At 68.7% G+C, this 15,415-nt stretch carries 14 protein-coding genes; 12 read left to right on the top strand and 2 right to left on the bottom strand.

Features of this window, described 5'->3' with window-relative positions; all coding sequences use genetic code 11:
- Positions 1-65: 65 nt before the first annotated feature.
- The 11 genes from ABD231_RS13400 (at position 66) to ABD231_RS13350 (ending at position 12,843) form a co-directional block, all read left to right on the top strand.
- Positions 66-1,274: an MFS transporter gene (locus tag ABD231_RS13400; protein ID WP_344150053.1), complete on the top strand. Its 1,209-nt coding sequence runs from the start codon at positions 66-68 to the stop codon at positions 1,272-1,274.
- Positions 1,271-1,966: a class I SAM-dependent methyltransferase gene (locus tag ABD231_RS13395; RefSeq protein WP_344150051.1), complete on the top strand. Its 696-nt coding sequence runs from the start codon at positions 1,271-1,273 to the stop codon at positions 1,964-1,966. The genes ABD231_RS13400 and ABD231_RS13395 overlap by 4 nt, the downstream gene beginning before the upstream one ends.
- A gap of 92 nt (positions 1,967-2,058) precedes the next feature.
- On the top strand, positions 2,059-2,619 hold the full coding sequence (locus ABD231_RS13390) for a P-loop NTPase family protein (protein WP_344150049.1): 561 nt from the start codon (positions 2,059-2,061) through the stop codon (positions 2,617-2,619).
- Positions 2,609-3,847 carry an ABC transporter substrate-binding protein gene (locus ABD231_RS13385; protein ID WP_344150047.1) on the top strand — a complete coding sequence of 413 codons (1,239 nt, stop codon included), beginning with the start codon at positions 2,609-2,611 and terminating at the stop codon, positions 3,845-3,847. The genes ABD231_RS13390 and ABD231_RS13385 overlap by 11 nt, the downstream gene beginning before the upstream one ends.
- Entirely contained in the window at positions 3,847-5,619 is a 1,773-nt protein-coding gene (locus ABD231_RS13380; RefSeq protein WP_344150045.1) for a sugar ABC transporter permease, read from the top strand. Before ABD231_RS13385 ends, ABD231_RS13380 begins: the two co-directional genes overlap by 1 nt.
- Positions 5,616-6,899, top strand: a complete 1,284-nt coding sequence (locus ABD231_RS13375) for a calcium:cation antiporter (RefSeq protein ID WP_344150043.1) — start codon at positions 5,616-5,618, stop codon at positions 6,897-6,899. The genes ABD231_RS13380 and ABD231_RS13375 overlap by 4 nt, the downstream gene beginning before the upstream one ends.
- Before the next feature lie 42 nt (positions 6,900-6,941).
- Positions 6,942-8,339 carry a DNA repair protein RadA gene (gene radA, locus ABD231_RS13370; protein ID WP_344150041.1) on the top strand — a complete coding sequence of 466 codons (1,398 nt, stop codon included), beginning with the start codon at positions 6,942-6,944 and terminating at the stop codon, positions 8,337-8,339.
- A gap of 156 nt (positions 8,340-8,495) precedes the next feature.
- Positions 8,496-9,434, top strand: coding sequence for a beta-ketoacyl-ACP synthase III (locus ABD231_RS13365; RefSeq protein WP_344150039.1), 939 nt, complete (start codon positions 8,496-8,498; stop codon positions 9,432-9,434).
- Positions 9,435-9,653: 219 nt separating this feature from the next.
- Positions 9,654-10,709 carry a DNA integrity scanning diadenylate cyclase DisA gene (gene disA, locus ABD231_RS13360; protein ID WP_380158856.1) on the top strand — a complete coding sequence of 352 codons (1,056 nt, stop codon included), beginning with the start codon at positions 9,654-9,656 and terminating at the stop codon, positions 10,707-10,709.
- Positions 10,710-10,792: 83 nt separating this feature from the next.
- Positions 10,793-11,368, top strand: a complete 576-nt coding sequence (locus tag ABD231_RS13355; RefSeq protein WP_344150035.1) for a PadR family transcriptional regulator — start codon at positions 10,793-10,795, stop codon at positions 11,366-11,368.
- Complete coding sequence (locus tag ABD231_RS13350; RefSeq protein ID WP_344150033.1) at positions 11,344-12,843, top strand: DHA2 family efflux MFS transporter permease subunit; 1,500 nt, start codon at positions 11,344-11,346, stop codon at positions 12,841-12,843. The genes ABD231_RS13355 and ABD231_RS13350 overlap by 25 nt, the downstream gene beginning before the upstream one ends.
- Here ABD231_RS13350 and ABD231_RS13345 read toward each other — a convergent pair.
- The gene (locus tag ABD231_RS13345; RefSeq protein WP_344150031.1) at positions 12,814-13,452 is read right to left on the bottom strand and encodes a hypothetical protein; all 639 of its coding nucleotides are present in this window, start codon (positions 13,450-13,452) and stop codon (positions 12,814-12,816) included. The two genes, ABD231_RS13350 and ABD231_RS13345, sit on opposite strands and share 30 nt — an antisense overlap.
- A gap of 23 nt (positions 13,453-13,475) precedes the next feature.
- On the opposite strand from ABD231_RS13345, the gene ABD231_RS13340 reads away from it, so the two are divergent.
- A complete protein-coding gene (locus ABD231_RS13340) occupies positions 13,476-14,369 on the top strand; it encodes an HhH-GPD family protein (protein WP_344150029.1) in 894 nt (297 codons plus the stop codon).
- A gap of 52 nt (positions 14,370-14,421) precedes the next feature.
- Here the strand turns inward: ABD231_RS13340 and ABD231_RS13335 are convergent, their stop codons facing one another.
- On the bottom strand, positions 14,422-15,372 hold the full coding sequence (locus ABD231_RS13335) for a DivIVA domain-containing protein (protein WP_344150027.1): 951 nt from the start codon (positions 15,370-15,372) through the stop codon (positions 14,422-14,424).
- Positions 15,373-15,415: the final 43 nt, after the last annotated feature.

Raw genomic sequence — 15,415 nt, 5'->3', positions numbered from 1 at the left:
GGGTATTTATGCAACCCTATTCTAATATTGCGCCTGCGCTGTCAGGTAGATGAGAGAGTGGTCGGGTGACCGCCGACCTGCAGCGAACGACCGTCCGGGTACTGGTGGCGAGCAACGTGCTCGGCGGAGTGGCGGTGGCCAGCGGGTTCGCGGTCGCAGGACTCCTGGCCGAGCGGATCTCCGGATCCACGTCGATGGCCGGTCTGGTCGCCACGTCGACCACGCTGGGCGGCGCGATCCTCGCCGTACCGCTGGCTCGGCTGGCTCGGTCCCGGGGTCGACGGGTGTCGCTGTCCATCGGCTATGTGATCGCTACGGCCGGTGCGGTGCTCAGCATCGTCGCTGCGCAGATCGGCTCGCTCGCACTGCTGCTGGCGGCCGGCTGCCTGTTCGGCAGCGGCTCCGCCGCCAACCTGCAGTCCCGGTACGCCGCTACTGACGCGGCCGACCCAGCCCATGTCGCACGTGCGCTGTCGCTGGTCGTGTGGGCGACAACCATCGGCGTGGTCATCGGGCCGAACCTGACGGGCGTGGGTGGCAGTGTCGGCGACTCTCTCGGCGTACTGCCGCTGACTGGTCCGTATCTGTTCTCGGTGGTCGCACTGGCGCTGAGCCTGGTGACTGTCTGGTTCGGACTCCGCCGGCTGCCGCGTCCGCAGACTGCTCTCCTGGAACGGCAGCCGCTGGTTGCGACGTTCCGGCTGGTCATGGCGATCCCGCACGCCCGGCTGGGTCTGCTGGCGATCGCTACTGCCCATGCGGTGATGGTCGGGGTGATGTCGATGACCTCGGTCCACCTGCAGCACCATGGCGCCTCACTGACCATCGTGGGCGTCGTCATCAGCGCACATGTCGCTGGGATGTACGCCCTGTCGCCGGTGATGGGCTGGCTGGCGGACCGCCTCGGCCGCATCCCCACCATCGGCATTGGACTGGCCATCCTCGCCATGGCAATGACAGTGGCTGCGCTGGCGCCGGATAGCGCGCACGGGCTGACCGCTGCGGCGCTGATCCTGCTGGGGCTCGGCTGGTCCGCCTGTCTGGTGGCTGGGTCCACTCTGCTGTCGCGCTCGGTCCCCGACGACATCCGCACGTCTGCTCAGGGGCTGTCGGATCTCACGATGGGGGTGCTCGCTTCGGTCTCCGGTACTGGCTCCGGGCCGGTTCTGGCGTACCTGGGGTTCCACTGGCTCGCCGTACTGTGCGGTCTGCTCCTGATCCCGGTCGCCCTGCTCGCCGCTACGACCAAGCAGTCAATACGCTCTACAGCGTGAGCATTGCGGAGGGCGGCATCCCGAGCCCCAACATCTGGCACCACCCGAAGGTGTACGAGATCGAGAACCACGCCGTCGACCCGAACGGCGTCATCGAACCGGCGATGCGAGCGATCCGCGACTGGGCCGGCTCCACCGTCCTCGACATCGGCTGCGGAACTGGCTTCCACCTCCCGCGGTTCGCAGCGACCGCAGCGCGAGTGGTCGGCGTGGAGCCGCATGGCGCGCTGGCCGATGCGGCTCGTCGTCGTACCGGGGGCTTGGCGAACGTCGAGGTCCGGCAGGGAACCGCACAGCAGTTGCCGGTGCCGGACTCGTCGGTGGACGTGATGCACGCGCGCTGGGCGTACTTCTTCGGGCCGGGCTGTGAGCCGGGCCTCGCCGAACTCGACCGGGTGATGCGGCGCGGCGGTACGGCGTTCGTGATCGACAACGACGGCAGCCGGTCGACGTTCGGTCGCTGGTTCAGTTCGGCGTACCCGATGATCAAGGCCCCCGTGGTCGAGCGGTTCTGGGCCGGACACGGCTGGCAGCGCACCCCACTCGACATGGGCTGGCGCTTCGAGACCCGCGCCGACCTCGAGGCCGTCATCCGCATCGAGTTCACCCCTGCGGACGCCGACCGCTTCATCGCCGAGCACTCAGGCGTCGAGGTCGACTACGCGATCAACCTCTGGAGCAAGACCTTCTGAACCGGTTCTGAAACGACACCCCGTTGGAGTTGCGCGATCGCCGATGACTGCAGAAGGGTTGACGGACCAGCTCGGGAGGCGTCAGCAACGACATGGACGGTCTGCTGCTCGAACATGTGCCAGGGCTGCCGGCGCAGCTTCGGGTCGACATCGGCGAGCTGCGAGCGGTCGTGCTGCCGTCGGCAGCGGACCGTCGTCGGCTCGCCGACCTGGTGACCGGGGCAGAGGACCCGCCCGAGGGGGTCGTCGTGCGAGCGGGTGGACCGCAGCGACTGGTGCGACTGGTGCCGGCCGAAGGGGGCCTGTTGCCGCATCTGACGGTGCTGGGCAACATCGTGCACGGGCACAAGGCGGCCCGCCGACTCACCACGAGAGAGGCTCGGCAACAAAGCCACACCAGGGCGACCAACTGCGGCGTCGAGAACCTGCTGGATCGCTACCCGCACCAGTTGACACCAGGTCGCCGCCGACTGGCCGGTGTGGCTCGTGCGCTCGGCGCGCACCCACGCGTGCTCCTGCTCGAGGACGCGAACGGTCTGCCGACCTGGGGATCGCTGCTGGCGATCAGCAGCAACCCAGATCTCCGCTCCAGCGCAGTCCTGCTGATCACGACCAGCGCCGCGCGCACAGCAGGCTTTCGCCATGAGGAGTAGCCGCAGAGCATTCCTCGGCGCCGCTGCCTTACTGGTCGCGGGTTGCTCGAACGATGTGCTCGGCCTGCGTCGCAGCGTCCGGGTCGCCGTGAGCTGGGGTGGACAGGAGCTCCGGGCGTTCCACAGAGTGCTCGACAGTCTCGGCGACCTCGACTACACGGTCGAGGTCGTGCCACTCGGTGACGACATCTCCAGCGCGTTCGGCGCTCGCAGCACGCGGCCCCCGGATCTGGTGATGCTGCCGCAGCCCGGTCTGGTCCCCCGTCACCTGCGCGATCTGGAGCCGATGCCTGCGGACCTCGCCAGGCGGTCCGCGCTCTGGGACGAGCTCCTGGTGCACGACGGGGCGACGTACGGCATCCCGTTCAAGACAGCGCACAAGTCCGCGGTCTGGTACCGGCCCTCGGTCTTCCGGGCGGCCGGCCTCCAGCCACCTACGTCGTGGCCGGACTGGCTGGCGGTCAACCGGACCCTGGCCCAGGCCGGTATCAGGCCACTGTCGCTGGCTGCCGGGGACGGTTGGGTGCTCACCGACTTCTTCGAGAACGTGCTGTTGGGCATTGCGCCCGCTGTCTACGCAGGACTTGCGACAGCCGCCGATCCGCGTCCGTCGCGACAGCCGCAGTTCGCTGCAGCTCTGCGGTTGCTGGGTACGATGTGGTCGGCTCCTGGCGGTCTCGCGGGCGGAGTGCAGCGTTCGCTCGTGCAGCAGTTCCCGGACGCGATCATCGAGGTGTTCGGTCATCGCAGAGCCGCCATGGTCCTGGCATCCGACTTCGCCGAGCCGGTGGTGCGGCAGTTCGCGGCGGACCCGAGGGACGTCGGGCTCTTCACCTTCCCGCCCCTCGTCCCGGGCGCCCATGCACCAGTAGTGGTCGGCGCCGACGTGATGGTGCTGCAGAAGCCCACCACCGACGACGCCCGCGATCTCGTCCGACGACTGGCTGCACCAGCAGCCGTGGACCCATGGATCAAGGAGGGCGGGTTCCTGAGCGACGCACGGGTCAAGGGCTACTCCCCTGAGCTCACCCGCCTCGCCGAACAGCTGGCCGCTCCCGGCGAACTGCTGCAGTTCGACCTGTCCGATCGGCTCGGCCGCCTCGGCGACACCAACGGGCTGCGGCGGGTACTGACGGACTTCCTCGTCAAGGTCGGCGGTCGCGGCGCCGCTGTCCTGCCGGAGGCAGTGGACGCGGCTGTCAACGAGATGCGGGAGGTCGAGGGCTGATGGGTCTGGAGACGAACGACCTGACGCTTGAGGTCGTCGGCCGCGGGGTCAGCGGACGGCCGGTCCCCGGACGGCCCCGGCGACCGGCCGGCCCGTATCTCCTGGGTCTGCCGGCTCTGCTGCTCGGCTGCGTTCTGCTGATTCCGATCGGTGTCACCGTGGTGACAGCGTTCCGCACACCGGGCGGCTTCGGCTTCGGCAACTTCGCAGTGATGGGCGACCCGGCCGCACTGCATGCGGTGCGCAACAGCCTCCTCTGGGTGCTCGTTGCGTTCGGGCTCGTCGTCGTCGGGTTCTTCCTTGCACTGCTGAGCTATCGGCTGCCCGGACTGACACCGTTCCTGCAACCTGCGCTGGTGGTCCCGTTCGCCGTGTCGGTCCTGGTGTCCGGCGTGACGTTCCGGCTGCTCTTCGACCCGGCGCCTGAACGCGGGACGGTGACCGCGGTGTGGTCCGCGCTGTTCGGATCGAGTCCGGTATGGCTCGGGCCCAGCCTGTTCTGGGTGGTGCTGGTGTCTGCGTTCGGCTGGACCTGGCTCGGGTACATCGTCTCGTTGTTCCGCGCCGGCCTGGACGCGATCCCCGACGACGTCACCCGGACGATCGCTGCGGAGGGTGTCACCGGATGGCGCCGCCTGTGGGCCGTGGAGATCCCACTGCTCCGGCCGATCACCGGTGTCGTCACACTGACGGTGGTGGTCGCGGCAGTCCGCATCTTCGACCTGGTGCTGATCGCCGTCCCGGGGCCGATGCAGCAGTCCGCCGACGTACTCGGCCTCAACTGGTGGCGTGCCACCACGAGCGGCGACCCCTCCGGACGTACGGCGGCACTCGGCGTCGTGTTGTTCGCCATCGTGGCCACCGTCGGGCTGATCGGGGTCCGCGGGCTGCGCCGGCGGCGCTGGGCAATGCCGGTACCGGTGACCCGCCAGGACCCGGCCTTGGGCCGGCCGACGCCCAGCAAGCGAGCGCGGCGCATCGGGTGGACTGCCGGCTTCGTCGTCAGCCTGGTCTGGATCTTCCCGGCCGTGGTGCTGGTCGCCACTGCGCTCCACTCGCCACGGGAGGCCGGTCTGCGCGGTTGGTGGTCGCTGTCGGGTCTCGGGTTCTCGTCGTTCGCCGATGCCGCGAACGCAGGCCTGCTCCGCGCCTTGCTGTCCACAGCGCTCATTGCCGCCGCAGCCACGGCAGTCCTGCTGTCGATCGCCGTACCGACTGCCTATCTGGTCGCGTGGGGCGGCTTGCCGACCTGGTTGGGGCGCGTGGTGATGTCGGTGTTCGTTGTCCTCGCGGTGACGCCGGTGCAGATGTACGCCGCTCCCTTGCGCGACGCGATCGAGGCTGCGGGGCTCGCCGGGTCGCGGGTCGCGTTGGCTCTGGTGCACGCGGCTGCCGGTCTGCCGTTCGCTGTGTTGCTCCTGCGGTCCGCGTTCGCGGCCGCACCGCCGGCGCTGGTCTCCGAGGCACTGCAGGGGTCTGCGCGACAGAGCGCCGTACTGGCAACGGTGCAGCGGACCTATCGGCCTGCACTCGTCGCCGTTGCGGTCCTGGAGTTTTCGATGGTGTGGAACGACTTCATCGTCGGGTTCCTGATCAGTGGTCCGGGTACGACGCCGTTGTCGCTGGTGTTGTGGGGTGAGGCTCGTCAGTTCGCCGCGTCGGGCGGGACAGTCGCAGCAGCAGCCGTCGTCGCATCTGTGCTGCCGGTGGTGCTGCTGCTGTCGTTCTGGTCGACAGTGGTGCGCGGTCTGACCACTGGGAGCAAGCCGTGACGGAAGCCGAGCAGAAGCCTGAGCAGGCGCCCTTGGGACGTCGGCTGGGGTTTGCGATCGGTGCACTCGCCACCGGTCTGCTGTCCGGGCTCGCATCGGAACTGCTGACGCAGAGCCTTGACAGCGGCGGCTGGATCCAGCGCATCGGGATCGCGCTCACTGTGGTTCTCGGCGTGATCGCGATCGTCTACAACGCACCGGCCGTGCTGAACGCGATCCGCCGGGCCCGTAGCGGGCGAGTGGTCACCACGTCGGAACTGCACCTGGCAGCAGAGGAGGCCGAGCAGTGGATGGTCGCGCTCGGGTCGAAGAGCGGCGGCATGGACGCGGCCGAGTGGTACGCCATGAACGCGGACCGGCTGCGCGAGGTGCTGCAATCCGACAAGCCGGGACCGGAGAACGCCGATGACCTGGCCCGAATCTGCGACGCACTCGAGCTCTGGTACGTCCGGCAGGCCGATCCGGACGCGCTGCTGAAGCTGAGCGAGTTCCTCAGGACGGTCGGTGAGGGATGCGGGCGGAGCGACCTGAAGGAACTTGCGGCGGCCCGGACGGCGACGGCGTACCGGATGATTGGCGATCTCCGGTCGGCCACCTTGTGGCTCGGGATCTCGAGCGAGCTGGCGCCCAATGGCCGCACGGCGGCCGCGATGACGACTCGCCGGCACGTGGAGCGAGCACTGTCGAGTCTGCACCGGGCGGCCGGGACGTCCGCGGGTAGCGATCGCGACGAAGCCTTGGAGACCGCACGGAACCGGCTGGACGACGCGCGGTTGCGGCGGCCCGGACCGGACCTGACGGCCGAGATCACGATTCTCGTCAACCTCGCGGTCGTTCAGTTGTACCGGCACGACGCCGAAGGTGCCGTGGACCATCTGCACGCGGCCATCGCCCGGGCCACTGCCGCCGGCGACGTCAGCGGCGAGGCGCACGCGTCGGAACTGATCGGGGTGGCGGCGTGGATGCGGAAGAATCCGCGCGAAGCCGAGGGTTGGTGGCGGCATGCGGCACACCTCAACGCCGACATCGACGATCGGGAGGCACAGGCCCGCTGCCTCCAGCACCTCGGCTCGGCGCAGGCCGTCGCCGGCAACCTGAAGAAGGCGGCTGAGTATCTCGAGGACAGCGCCGGTCTCCGTACGTCGGAGAGCCCGCTTCTCGCGAGGTACTTGAAGGAGGTCGGGGACACGTCGTCCGCACCGCCGAGCCCGGGACCACCTCCGCACCTGCCCTGGCCGGCCCGGTTCCGCAGGTGGCTCCACGATCGTCGCTCACGCTGAGGTTCTGCGGTTTTGTCGGCGGCCGGTTATAGGTTGAGCGGTATGGCGAAGGTGGTCACTGCTAAGGGGAAGTCGGCGTTCGCGTGCGCGGAGTGCGGGTGGACGTCGGCGCGCTGGATCGGGCGGTGTGGTGAGTGCCAGGCCTGGGGGACGGTGCAGGAGGTCGGGGCGGCGAAGGCGGCGCGGATCTCGGCCGGGCCGGTGACTTCGCCGGCGATGCCGATCGCCAAGGTGTCCGCGATCGAGGCCGAGTCGCGGCCGACCGGGATCGGTGAGCTCGACCGGGTGCTCGGGGGTGGCGTCGTACCGGGTGCGGTGATCCTGCTAGCCGGTGAGCCGGGCGTCGGCAAGTCGACGCTGCTGCTGGAGGTTGCGGCGCAGTCCGCGCGCAGTGGGCAACGCACGTTGTATGTGTCGGGTGAGGAGTCGGCGGCTCAGGTGCGGTTGCGGGCCGGGCGGACCGATGCACTGGTCGACGAGTTGTACTTGGCGGCGGAGACCGACCTCGGCGCGGTGGTCAGTCAGGTCGACGCGGTGGAGCCGGCGTTCCTGGTGATCGACTCGGTGCAAACGATGGCGCATCCAGAGGTCGACGGGGCGCCCGGTGGTGTCACGCAGGTTCGCGAGGTCACCGGCGCGCTGGTGCGGTTGGCGAAGGAGCGGCACATCGCGGTCGTCCTGGTCGGTCACGTCACCAAGGAGGGTGCGATCGCCGGTCCGCGGATGCTGGAGCACCTGGTCGATGTCGTGCTCGCGTTCGACGGCGACCGGCACTCCGGGTTCCGGATGGTGCGCGCGACCAAGAACCGGTTCGGCCCGTCCGACGAGGTCGGCTGTTTCGACATGGTCGACACCGGCATCGTCGAGGTCACCGACCCGACCGGCCTGTTCGTCTCCGAGCACGCCGAACCAGTCGCCGGCACCTGCGTCACCGTGATGATGGAGGGCCGCCGCCCACTACTCGCCGAGGTCCAGGCCCTGGTCGGCCCATCCGCCGCCCCCCAACCTCGCCGTACGACGTCCGGTCTCGAATCGCAGCGCGTCGCCATGGTCCTCGCCGTCCTGGGCAACCGTGCCGGCCTGAAACTGCACGACCAAGAGGTGTACGTCGCCACTGTCGGCGGTGTGAAGATCACCGAACCCGTCGCCGACCTGGCCGTCGCCATCGCCGTCGCCTCCTCGATGATGGACAAACCCATCCACCCCGGCCTGATCGCCATCGGCGAAGTCGGCCTGGCCGGCGAGGTCCGCCGCGTCGGCGGCCTGGAGAAACGCCTCGCCGAAGCCGCCCGTCTCGGCTTCACCAAGGCGATCATCCCCGCCGACATCCCGAACCGCAGCAAAGACCTCAAACCCATGGACATCCAGGCCAAGTACGGCCTCCGGACCTTCGCCGCCCCCGACCTCCGCTCAGCCCTGATAGCCGCCGGCCTCACCTGATCCTGTGTTCCTGACCACACCTTTACGTGCGGCGTGAGACCAGGGATGCCCACGGGGTGACCGAGGAACGTACTCTGGGGTAGCCCCCCAGGCTGGGTTCAGTGCCGAACCCCGCGCCCCCGCCCGGCGTCCGCCGGATGACCGCAGGAGCATCAGATGAGCGGATCCAAAGTTGTCGCGCTCGGCCACTATCAGCCGGAGCGGGTGCTGACCAACGCCGAGCTGGCGACGATGGTCGAGACCAATGACGAGTGGATCCAGAGTCGGGTCGGCATCAAGGAGCGCCGGATCGCGGCGCCTGATGAGCAGGTCGACGAGATGGCTTGGCGGGCTGCCGACAAGGCGATCGCGAACGCCGGGATCGACAAGACCGAGATCGACTACGTCATCGTCGCCACCTGTACGGCGCTGGATCGGTCACCGAACATGGCCGCCCGGGTCGCCGCCCGGCTCGGGCTGAGCAGCCCGGCGGCCATCGACATGAACACGGCGTGCTCCGGTTTCGCGCATGCGTTGGCGACTGCGGACCATGCGATTCGGGCGGGTGCTGCGTCCAAGGCGGTGGTGATCGGGGTCGAGAAGTTGAGTGACTTCACCGACTGGACCGATCGCACGACCTGCGTGCTGATTGGTGACGGGGCCGGTGCGGCCGTGCTTGTCGCGAGTGACGAGCCGGAGATCGGGCCGGTCGTCTGGGGCTCGGTGCCGGAGATGTCGGACGCGGTCCGGATCGAGGCGCCGACGAACCAGTTCGCCCAGGAGGGCCAGAGCGTCTTCCGGTGGACGACCACGCAGCTGCCGGTGATCGCGCGTCAGGTGTGTGAGAAGGCCGGCGTCACCCCGGAGGAGCTTGGCGGGGTCATCCTGCACCAGGCCAACCTGCGGATCATCGAGCCGCTGGCCAAGCGCCTCGGCGCGGTCAACGCGGTGATCGCGCGGGACGTGGTCGAGTCCGGGAACACGTCCGCGGCGAGTATCCCGATCGCGTGGTCGAAGCTGGTCGAGAAGCGCGAGATTCCGTCCGGCGCGCCGGTGTTGTTGTTCGGATTCGGCGGCGGCCTCTCGTACGCCGGTCAGGTCGTCCGCACCCCCTGACGCGACAGGGGCCATCGGCTCCCGAAGCCCGTTCACGCGGGAATCCGGTACTGCACGGTCCAGATGCACGGGCGCGTGCACGCGCAGGTGCAAGTTCAATCGGACCGAGGGTCCCCGCGAGTGCGGTCGGCGGGGACTTAGCACCCATCACCGCCGGACAACCGCATAGACTCACCTTCCGTGGCCCCGAACACCGACAAAAACAGCACCGGCGCCCGGATGCGCGCGACCCTCGCGGCGGTGGCACCCGGTACCGAACTGCGTGAAGGCCTGGAGCGGATCCTGCGCGGCCGCACCGGCGCCCTGCTGGTCCTGGGACATGACAAGGTCGTGGACTCGATCTCGACCGGCGGTTTCGAGATCGGCATCGAGTTCACCGCTACCGGTCTGCGGGAACTGAGCAAGATGGACGGCGCGATCGTGCTCGACCGCGACGCCACCAAGCTGATGCGGGCCGCCGTGCACCTGATGCCGGACCCGTCGATCCAGACCGACGAGACCGGTACCCGGCACCGCACCGCCGACCGGGTCGCCCGGCAGACCGGGTTCCCGGTGATCTCGGTGTCGCAGTCGATGCACATCATCGCCTTGTACGTCGACGACCAGCGCTACGTGCTCGAGGACTCCGGAGCGATCCTGTCCCGGGCGAACCAGGCGCTGGCCACCCTCGAGCGGTACAAGCTGCGCCTCGACGAGGTCTCCGGCACGCTGTCCGCGCTGGAGATCGAGGACCTGGTGACGGTTCGCGACGTGGCCGCGGTCGCGCAGCGGCTCGAGATGGTCCGCCGGATCGCCACCGAGATCGACGGCTACGTGGTCGAGCTCGGCACCGACGGTCGCCTGCTCACCCTGCAGCTGAACGAACTGGTCGCCGGGGTCGCCGGTGAGCGCGAGCTCGTCGTCCGCGACTACCTCCCGCCGGCCAGCGGCCGCCGCGCCAAGACGGCGGACGACGTACTGCTCGAGCTGGACGCGGTCAGCCCGACCGACCTGCTCGACATCGGCCAGGTCGCCCGCGCCCTGCAACTCGGCGGCGCCGAGCAGCTCGACGCCGCGGTCACCCCGCGCGGCTACCGCCTGCTCGCCAAGGTCCCCCGCCTGCCCGGTGCCGTCATCGACCGACTCATCGAGCACTTCGGCCACCTGCAGAAGCTCCTGGCCGCCAGCATCGACGACCTGCAAACCGTCGAAGGCGTCGGCGAGAACCGCGCCCGCACGGTCCGCGAAGGTCTCTCCCGCCTGGCCGAATCCAGCATCCTCGAACGCTACGTCTGACCCCAGGCCGCAGGTTGTGTTTTCTGGCCTGACCGCGTAATACTCCACTTGGAACATTCAGCACGGAACAATCCGGGTGGAGGATGATGGCGGAGCTGACGCCGTTGGCGATGGCGGTGCTGGCTCTGTTGCACGAGAGCCCGATGCACGCCTACGAGATGTTCCAGTTGCTGAAGAGCCGCCGGAACGACCGGATCGTGAAGACCCGGCCGGGTTCGCTCTACCACACGGTGGAGCGGCTGGCCGGCCAGGAATTCATTCGCGCGACCGGTACCGAACGGGCCGGTAACCGCCCCGAACGAACGACGTACGAGATCACCCCGGCCGGCGCGGAGGCGTTGCGGCGGCGGGTGGAGAGTGCGATCGAGACCTACGTCTACGAATACCCGCTGTTCCCCGCGGTGCTGAGTGAGGCGCACAACCTGGCCGAGGACGACGCCGTACTGCGGTTCCGGCGCCGGATCGCCCACCTCGACGACTTCATCCAGGAGCTCGACGACGCCGTCGAGAACGTCCGCTCCCGCGAGGTTCCGGAGCCTTACTGGCTTGCGATCGGGTACCTGCAGAGTCAGCTCGTGGCTGAACGCGACTGGCTGGCGACCACCATCGGACGGATAGAGAGCAAGGACCTGGAATGGCAACCCCGCGAGAAGAAGTGAGGCCGTGGCCGGCGCTGTGGGCGCTGGTGGTCGGGTTCTTCATGATCCTGGTCGACTCGACGATCGTGTCGGTCGCGACCCCGTCGATCCTGAACGACTTCGGTACCGATGTCGGCAACGTCATCTGGGTGACGAGCGCCTACCTGCTCGCGTACGCCGTTCCGTTGCTGGTGACCGGTCGTCTCGGCGACCGGATCGGTCCGAAGAAGATGTACCTGACCGGCTTGACCGTGTTCACGCTCGCCTCGTTGTGGTGTGGACTCACGTCGTCGATCGCGATGCTGATCGTGGCTCGTGTCGTGCAAGGGCTCGGTGCGTCGATGGTGACGCCGCAGACGATGGCGGTGATCACGCGGATCTTCCCGCCGGATCAGCGCGGTCGGGCGATGAGCCTCTGGGGCGCGACCGCCGGTGTGGCGATCCTGGTCGGCCCAATTCTCGGTGGAGTCCTCGTCGACGGCTTGGGCTGGCAGTGGATCTTCTTCGTCAACATCCCGGTCGGCGTGATCGGTTTCGTACTGGCGATGCGGCTCGTCCCGGACCTGCCGACTCACGAGCACAAGTTCGACTTGCTCGGAGTCGCGCTGAGCACGATCGGTCTGTTCCTGCTGGTGTTCGGGATCCAGGAAGGCCAGAAGTACGACTGGGGCAAGATCACCGGGCCGATCTCGGTCTGGTCGCTGATCATCGCGGGTCTCGTCCTGCTCGGGCTGTTCGTGTTCTGGCAGTCTCGCAACCGCAACGAGCCATTGTTGCCCTTGGCCCTTTTCCGGGATCGCAACTTCTCACTGGCCAACGTGTCCATCACCACGGTCGGCTTCGCGGTCACGGCGATGGCGTTCCCGCTGATGCTCTACGCGCAGGCCGTTCGCGGTCTGAGCCCGACCAAGGCCGCGCTGCTCTTGGCGCCGATGGCAATCATCTCCGGTGTACTGGCGCCGTTCGTCGGCCGGTTGGTCGACACCACTCCACCCCGATTCATCGCCGGGTTCGGTCTGGCCTGCAATGTGGTGGCGCTGTTCTGGCTGAGCCAGATCATCTCTCCCGACCTGCCGATCTGGGAGCTCCTGCTGCCGATGGCGTTGATGGGTGTCGCGAACGGCTTCATGTGGGCCCCGATCGGCAGCACCGCGACTCGGAACCTCCCGATGCACCAAGCGGGAGCCGGCGCGGGCGTCTACAACACAACTCGCCAGGTCGGCGCGGTTCTCGGTAGCGCGGGCATCGCCGTACTGATGGAGTCGCGGCTCGCGCACTACCTACCAGCGATGGCCAGTGGTGAGGGCGCTGCGTCCGGCGGGAGGTTGCCGGAGGCGCTGCATCAGGGCTTCAGCGACGCGATGGCGGACGCGATGATCCTGCCGGCCGCCGTCCTGGTGATCGGTCTGATCGCGGCACTTCTCTTCGCCTCGCCGGTACGTCGGCAGTCGGATGCGACTGCGGCGTCAGGCGATCGTGAAGGCTTGCGCGGTTGATTCGCGGCCGGAGAACTCGGCCTTGACCACATAGGTCCCCGGTTTGGCCACCGGCTGTCCAGGCAGGCAGCCGGGGCCGGACCGATGCCCGTTCCAGACCACCGTGCTGGCAGCTTCTTTGCCCTTGGCAACGACCAGCGTGGCCTTCGGAATCGCTTGCCCACAATGGCTCGTGGTCCAGATCAGATCAGCACCGGACGTGACCGAGACGGTCAGCGAATCCGGGTCGATGGTCGCCTTGCACTCGTCGGAGACCGCCTCGAACCGGACCACGAAGTTCAGCGCAGCACCCGAGGTGATCCGGCGGGAGGCCGGCATCGCCTCGACCCGGACGTTCGACGCGGAGCACTTCACGTCCTCCGGCGGGGCCGTCTTGGACGGCTTCTCACTCGGCTTCGGGGTGGGCGTCTTCGACGGCTTGGCAGCCGGGGTCGGCGTCGGGGTCTGCTGTGGGTCGTTGACCGCCGCCGACTTCTGCGGATCGCCGCCACCAGGGACCAGCTGAAAGATCAGGAAGAACAGCAGCGCCAAGACGAACAGCACCAGTCCCCGACGGAACCAGTACACGCTGGCGGGCAGGTGCCCGACCGGATGGAGCAGGCTGCTCATGCTGGCACCTTAATATCGGCTCTGTGCTCGACCAGTCAGGCTCGCCGCTCACCTCTCTGTACACCTCTGTTCTGCAGTGGTACGACGCCAATGCGCGCGTACTGCCGTGGCGGGACCCCGCTGCGGGTCCGTGGGCAGTCATGGTCAGCGAGTTCATGCTGCAGCAGACACCGGTCGCGCGCGTGCTCCCGGCGTACCAGAGGTGGTTGGAGCGGTGGCCGAAACCGGCAGACCTGGCCGCAGAGCCGCCAGGTGAGGCTGTGCGGGCCTGGGACCGGCTCGGGTACCCCCGGCGCGCCCTGCGGCTGCATGCGGCAGCACAGGCGATTGTGGAGCGCCATGGTGGTGAGGTGCCGGACGACCACGCCGCACTGCTCGCTCTGCCGGGTGTAGGCACCTACACCGCCGCTGCGATCGCCTCGTTCGCGTTCGGTCAGCGCCACGCGGTTGTCGACACCAACGTGCGTCGGGTGCTCGCCAGGGCCCTCACCGGCGTCGCACAGCCGACCATCTCCCCCACTGCGGCCGACCAGCGTCTGGCCGTGACAGCTCTGCCCGACGACGTCCGCACCGCAGCCCGCTGGGCAGTGGCGTCCATGGAGCTCGGTGCGCTGATCTGCACAGCCCGTACGCCGAGCTGCGGCGACTGCCCGATCCGCAGCCAGTGCGCGTGGGTGCTGGCCGGGAGTCCGCCGTACGAGGGTCCGCCGCGGAAGGGCCAGACCTACGAGGGCACGGATCGACAGGTGCGCGGCCGACTGCTCGCCGTACTGCGGTCGGAGCGTGGCGCCGTACCGAAGAATGCACTCGACGCGTGCTGGCAGGACCACGTCCAACGCGAACGCGCCCTGGACGGCCTGGTTGCCGACGGCCTCGTCGAGCCGCTACCGCGCAACCGCTACCGCCTACCTGCCTGACTAACGCGCAAAGGCCGGCTCGCGGAACGAGCCGGCCCTTTGACGTCGTACTTCAGTTCTTCTTGCTGCCGGTGGTCGCTTCGGCGTCGTCGTCGGCCAGCAGGTCGAGCGGCATCGCGGGCTGGCCGGACAGCGTCGCCAGCATCTGGCGGACGTTGGTCAGCTGCGCGTTGATGCTGTCCCGGCGCTGCGTCGCGGCCGCGAGCTCGCGCTCGGACTCGGCGCGGATCCGCTCGGACTTGTCCTTCGCGGCGGCGACGATCTCCTGGGCCTGACGGTTCGCGTCGGCCAGCTGCTGCTGCGACAACCGCTCGGCCTCGGAACGCGACCGGTCGGCCTCGCGCTGCACCTGTGCGGCGCGGTCGGTGACGGCAGCCAGCTGCTGCTCGGCCAGCGCCGTGCGGGCGGCGAACTCCTGCTCGACCTTGCCCCGGCGCTCGGCCAGGGTGGTCTCGAAGGCGGCCGCGGCCTGAGCGGACTTGGCCCGCTCCTGCTCGTAGAGCGCCTGCGCCTCGGACCGGCGGGCGGTCGCGTCGCGCTCGGCCTCGTCGCGCATGTCGTCGGCCTGGGTACGGGCCTCCTCGAGGATGCGAGCCGCCTCCGCGTCGACCTCGCTCTTCCAGTCCAGGGAGTACTGCTCGGCCTCCTTGCGGACCTTCTTCGCGTGCGCCTCACCGTCGGCGACGATCGCCTCGGCGTCGGTCCGCGCACGGGTCACCAGGTCACGGGCCTCGTCATCGGCCAGCGACAGGATCTTCGCGACCCGCTCACCGAACTCGGTGAACGTCGGGGCACGGTCCTTGTGGTCCTCCTGGGCGGAGATCACGGCCGATTCCGCGGCGTCGGTGCGCTGCTGGAGCTCCTGGACGTGCCGCTGGAGCTGCTCGGACTGCTGCTGCAGCGCGGTCAGCGAGGTGGTCAGCTCACGGATGTGCTGGTCCACCTGAGCGGGCTCGTAGCCACGCAGAACGGTACGGAACGGGGTTGGGCTTTCACTGCTCATGTTTTCCGATACTCACTTAATTGGGTGGGTGGATCACACATTG

Origin of the sequence: Kribbella yunnanensis, assembly GCF_039529655.1 — a bacterium.
Classification (GTDB): domain Bacteria; phylum Actinomycetota; class Actinomycetes; order Propionibacteriales; family Kribbellaceae; genus Kribbella; species Kribbella yunnanensis.
The sequence above is the reverse complement of the archived record's forward strand: the minus strand, read 5'-3'. Positions and strand labels throughout refer to the sequence as shown.

Excerpts from the sequence above, each read along its gene's own strand:
- ABD231_RS13390 (WP_344150049.1), top strand. The coding sequence starts at position 2,059 with ATGGACGGTCTGCTGCTCGAACATGTGCCAGGGCTGCCGGCGCAGCTT.
- ABD231_RS13385 (WP_344150047.1), top strand. The coding sequence starts at position 2,609 with ATGAGGAGTAGCCGCAGAGCATTCCTCGGCGCCGCTGCCTTACTGGTC.
- ABD231_RS13380 (WP_344150045.1), top strand. The coding sequence starts at position 3,847 with ATGGGTCTGGAGACGAACGACCTGACGCTTGAGGTCGTCGGCCGCGGG.
- radA (WP_344150041.1), top strand. The coding sequence starts at position 6,942 with ATGGCGAAGGTGGTCACTGCTAAGGGGAAGTCGGCGTTCGCGTGCGCG.
- ABD231_RS13365 (WP_344150039.1), top strand. The coding sequence starts at position 8,496 with ATGAGCGGATCCAAAGTTGTCGCGCTCGGCCACTATCAGCCGGAGCGG.
- disA (WP_380158856.1), top strand. The coding sequence starts at position 9,654 with ATGCGCGCGACCCTCGCGGCGGTGGCACCCGGTACCGAACTGCGTGAA.
- ABD231_RS13355 (WP_344150035.1), top strand. The coding sequence starts at position 10,793 with ATGATGGCGGAGCTGACGCCGTTGGCGATGGCGGTGCTGGCTCTGTTG.
- ABD231_RS13350 (WP_344150033.1), top strand. The coding sequence starts at position 11,344 with ATGGCAACCCCGCGAGAAGAAGTGAGGCCGTGGCCGGCGCTGTGGGCG.
- ABD231_RS13345 (WP_344150031.1), bottom strand. The coding sequence starts at position 13,452 with ATGAGCAGCCTGCTCCATCCGGTCGGGCACCTGCCCGCCAGCGTGTAC.
- ABD231_RS13335 (WP_344150027.1), bottom strand. The coding sequence starts at position 15,372 with ATGAGCAGTGAAAGCCCAACCCCGTTCCGTACCGTTCTGCGTGGCTAC.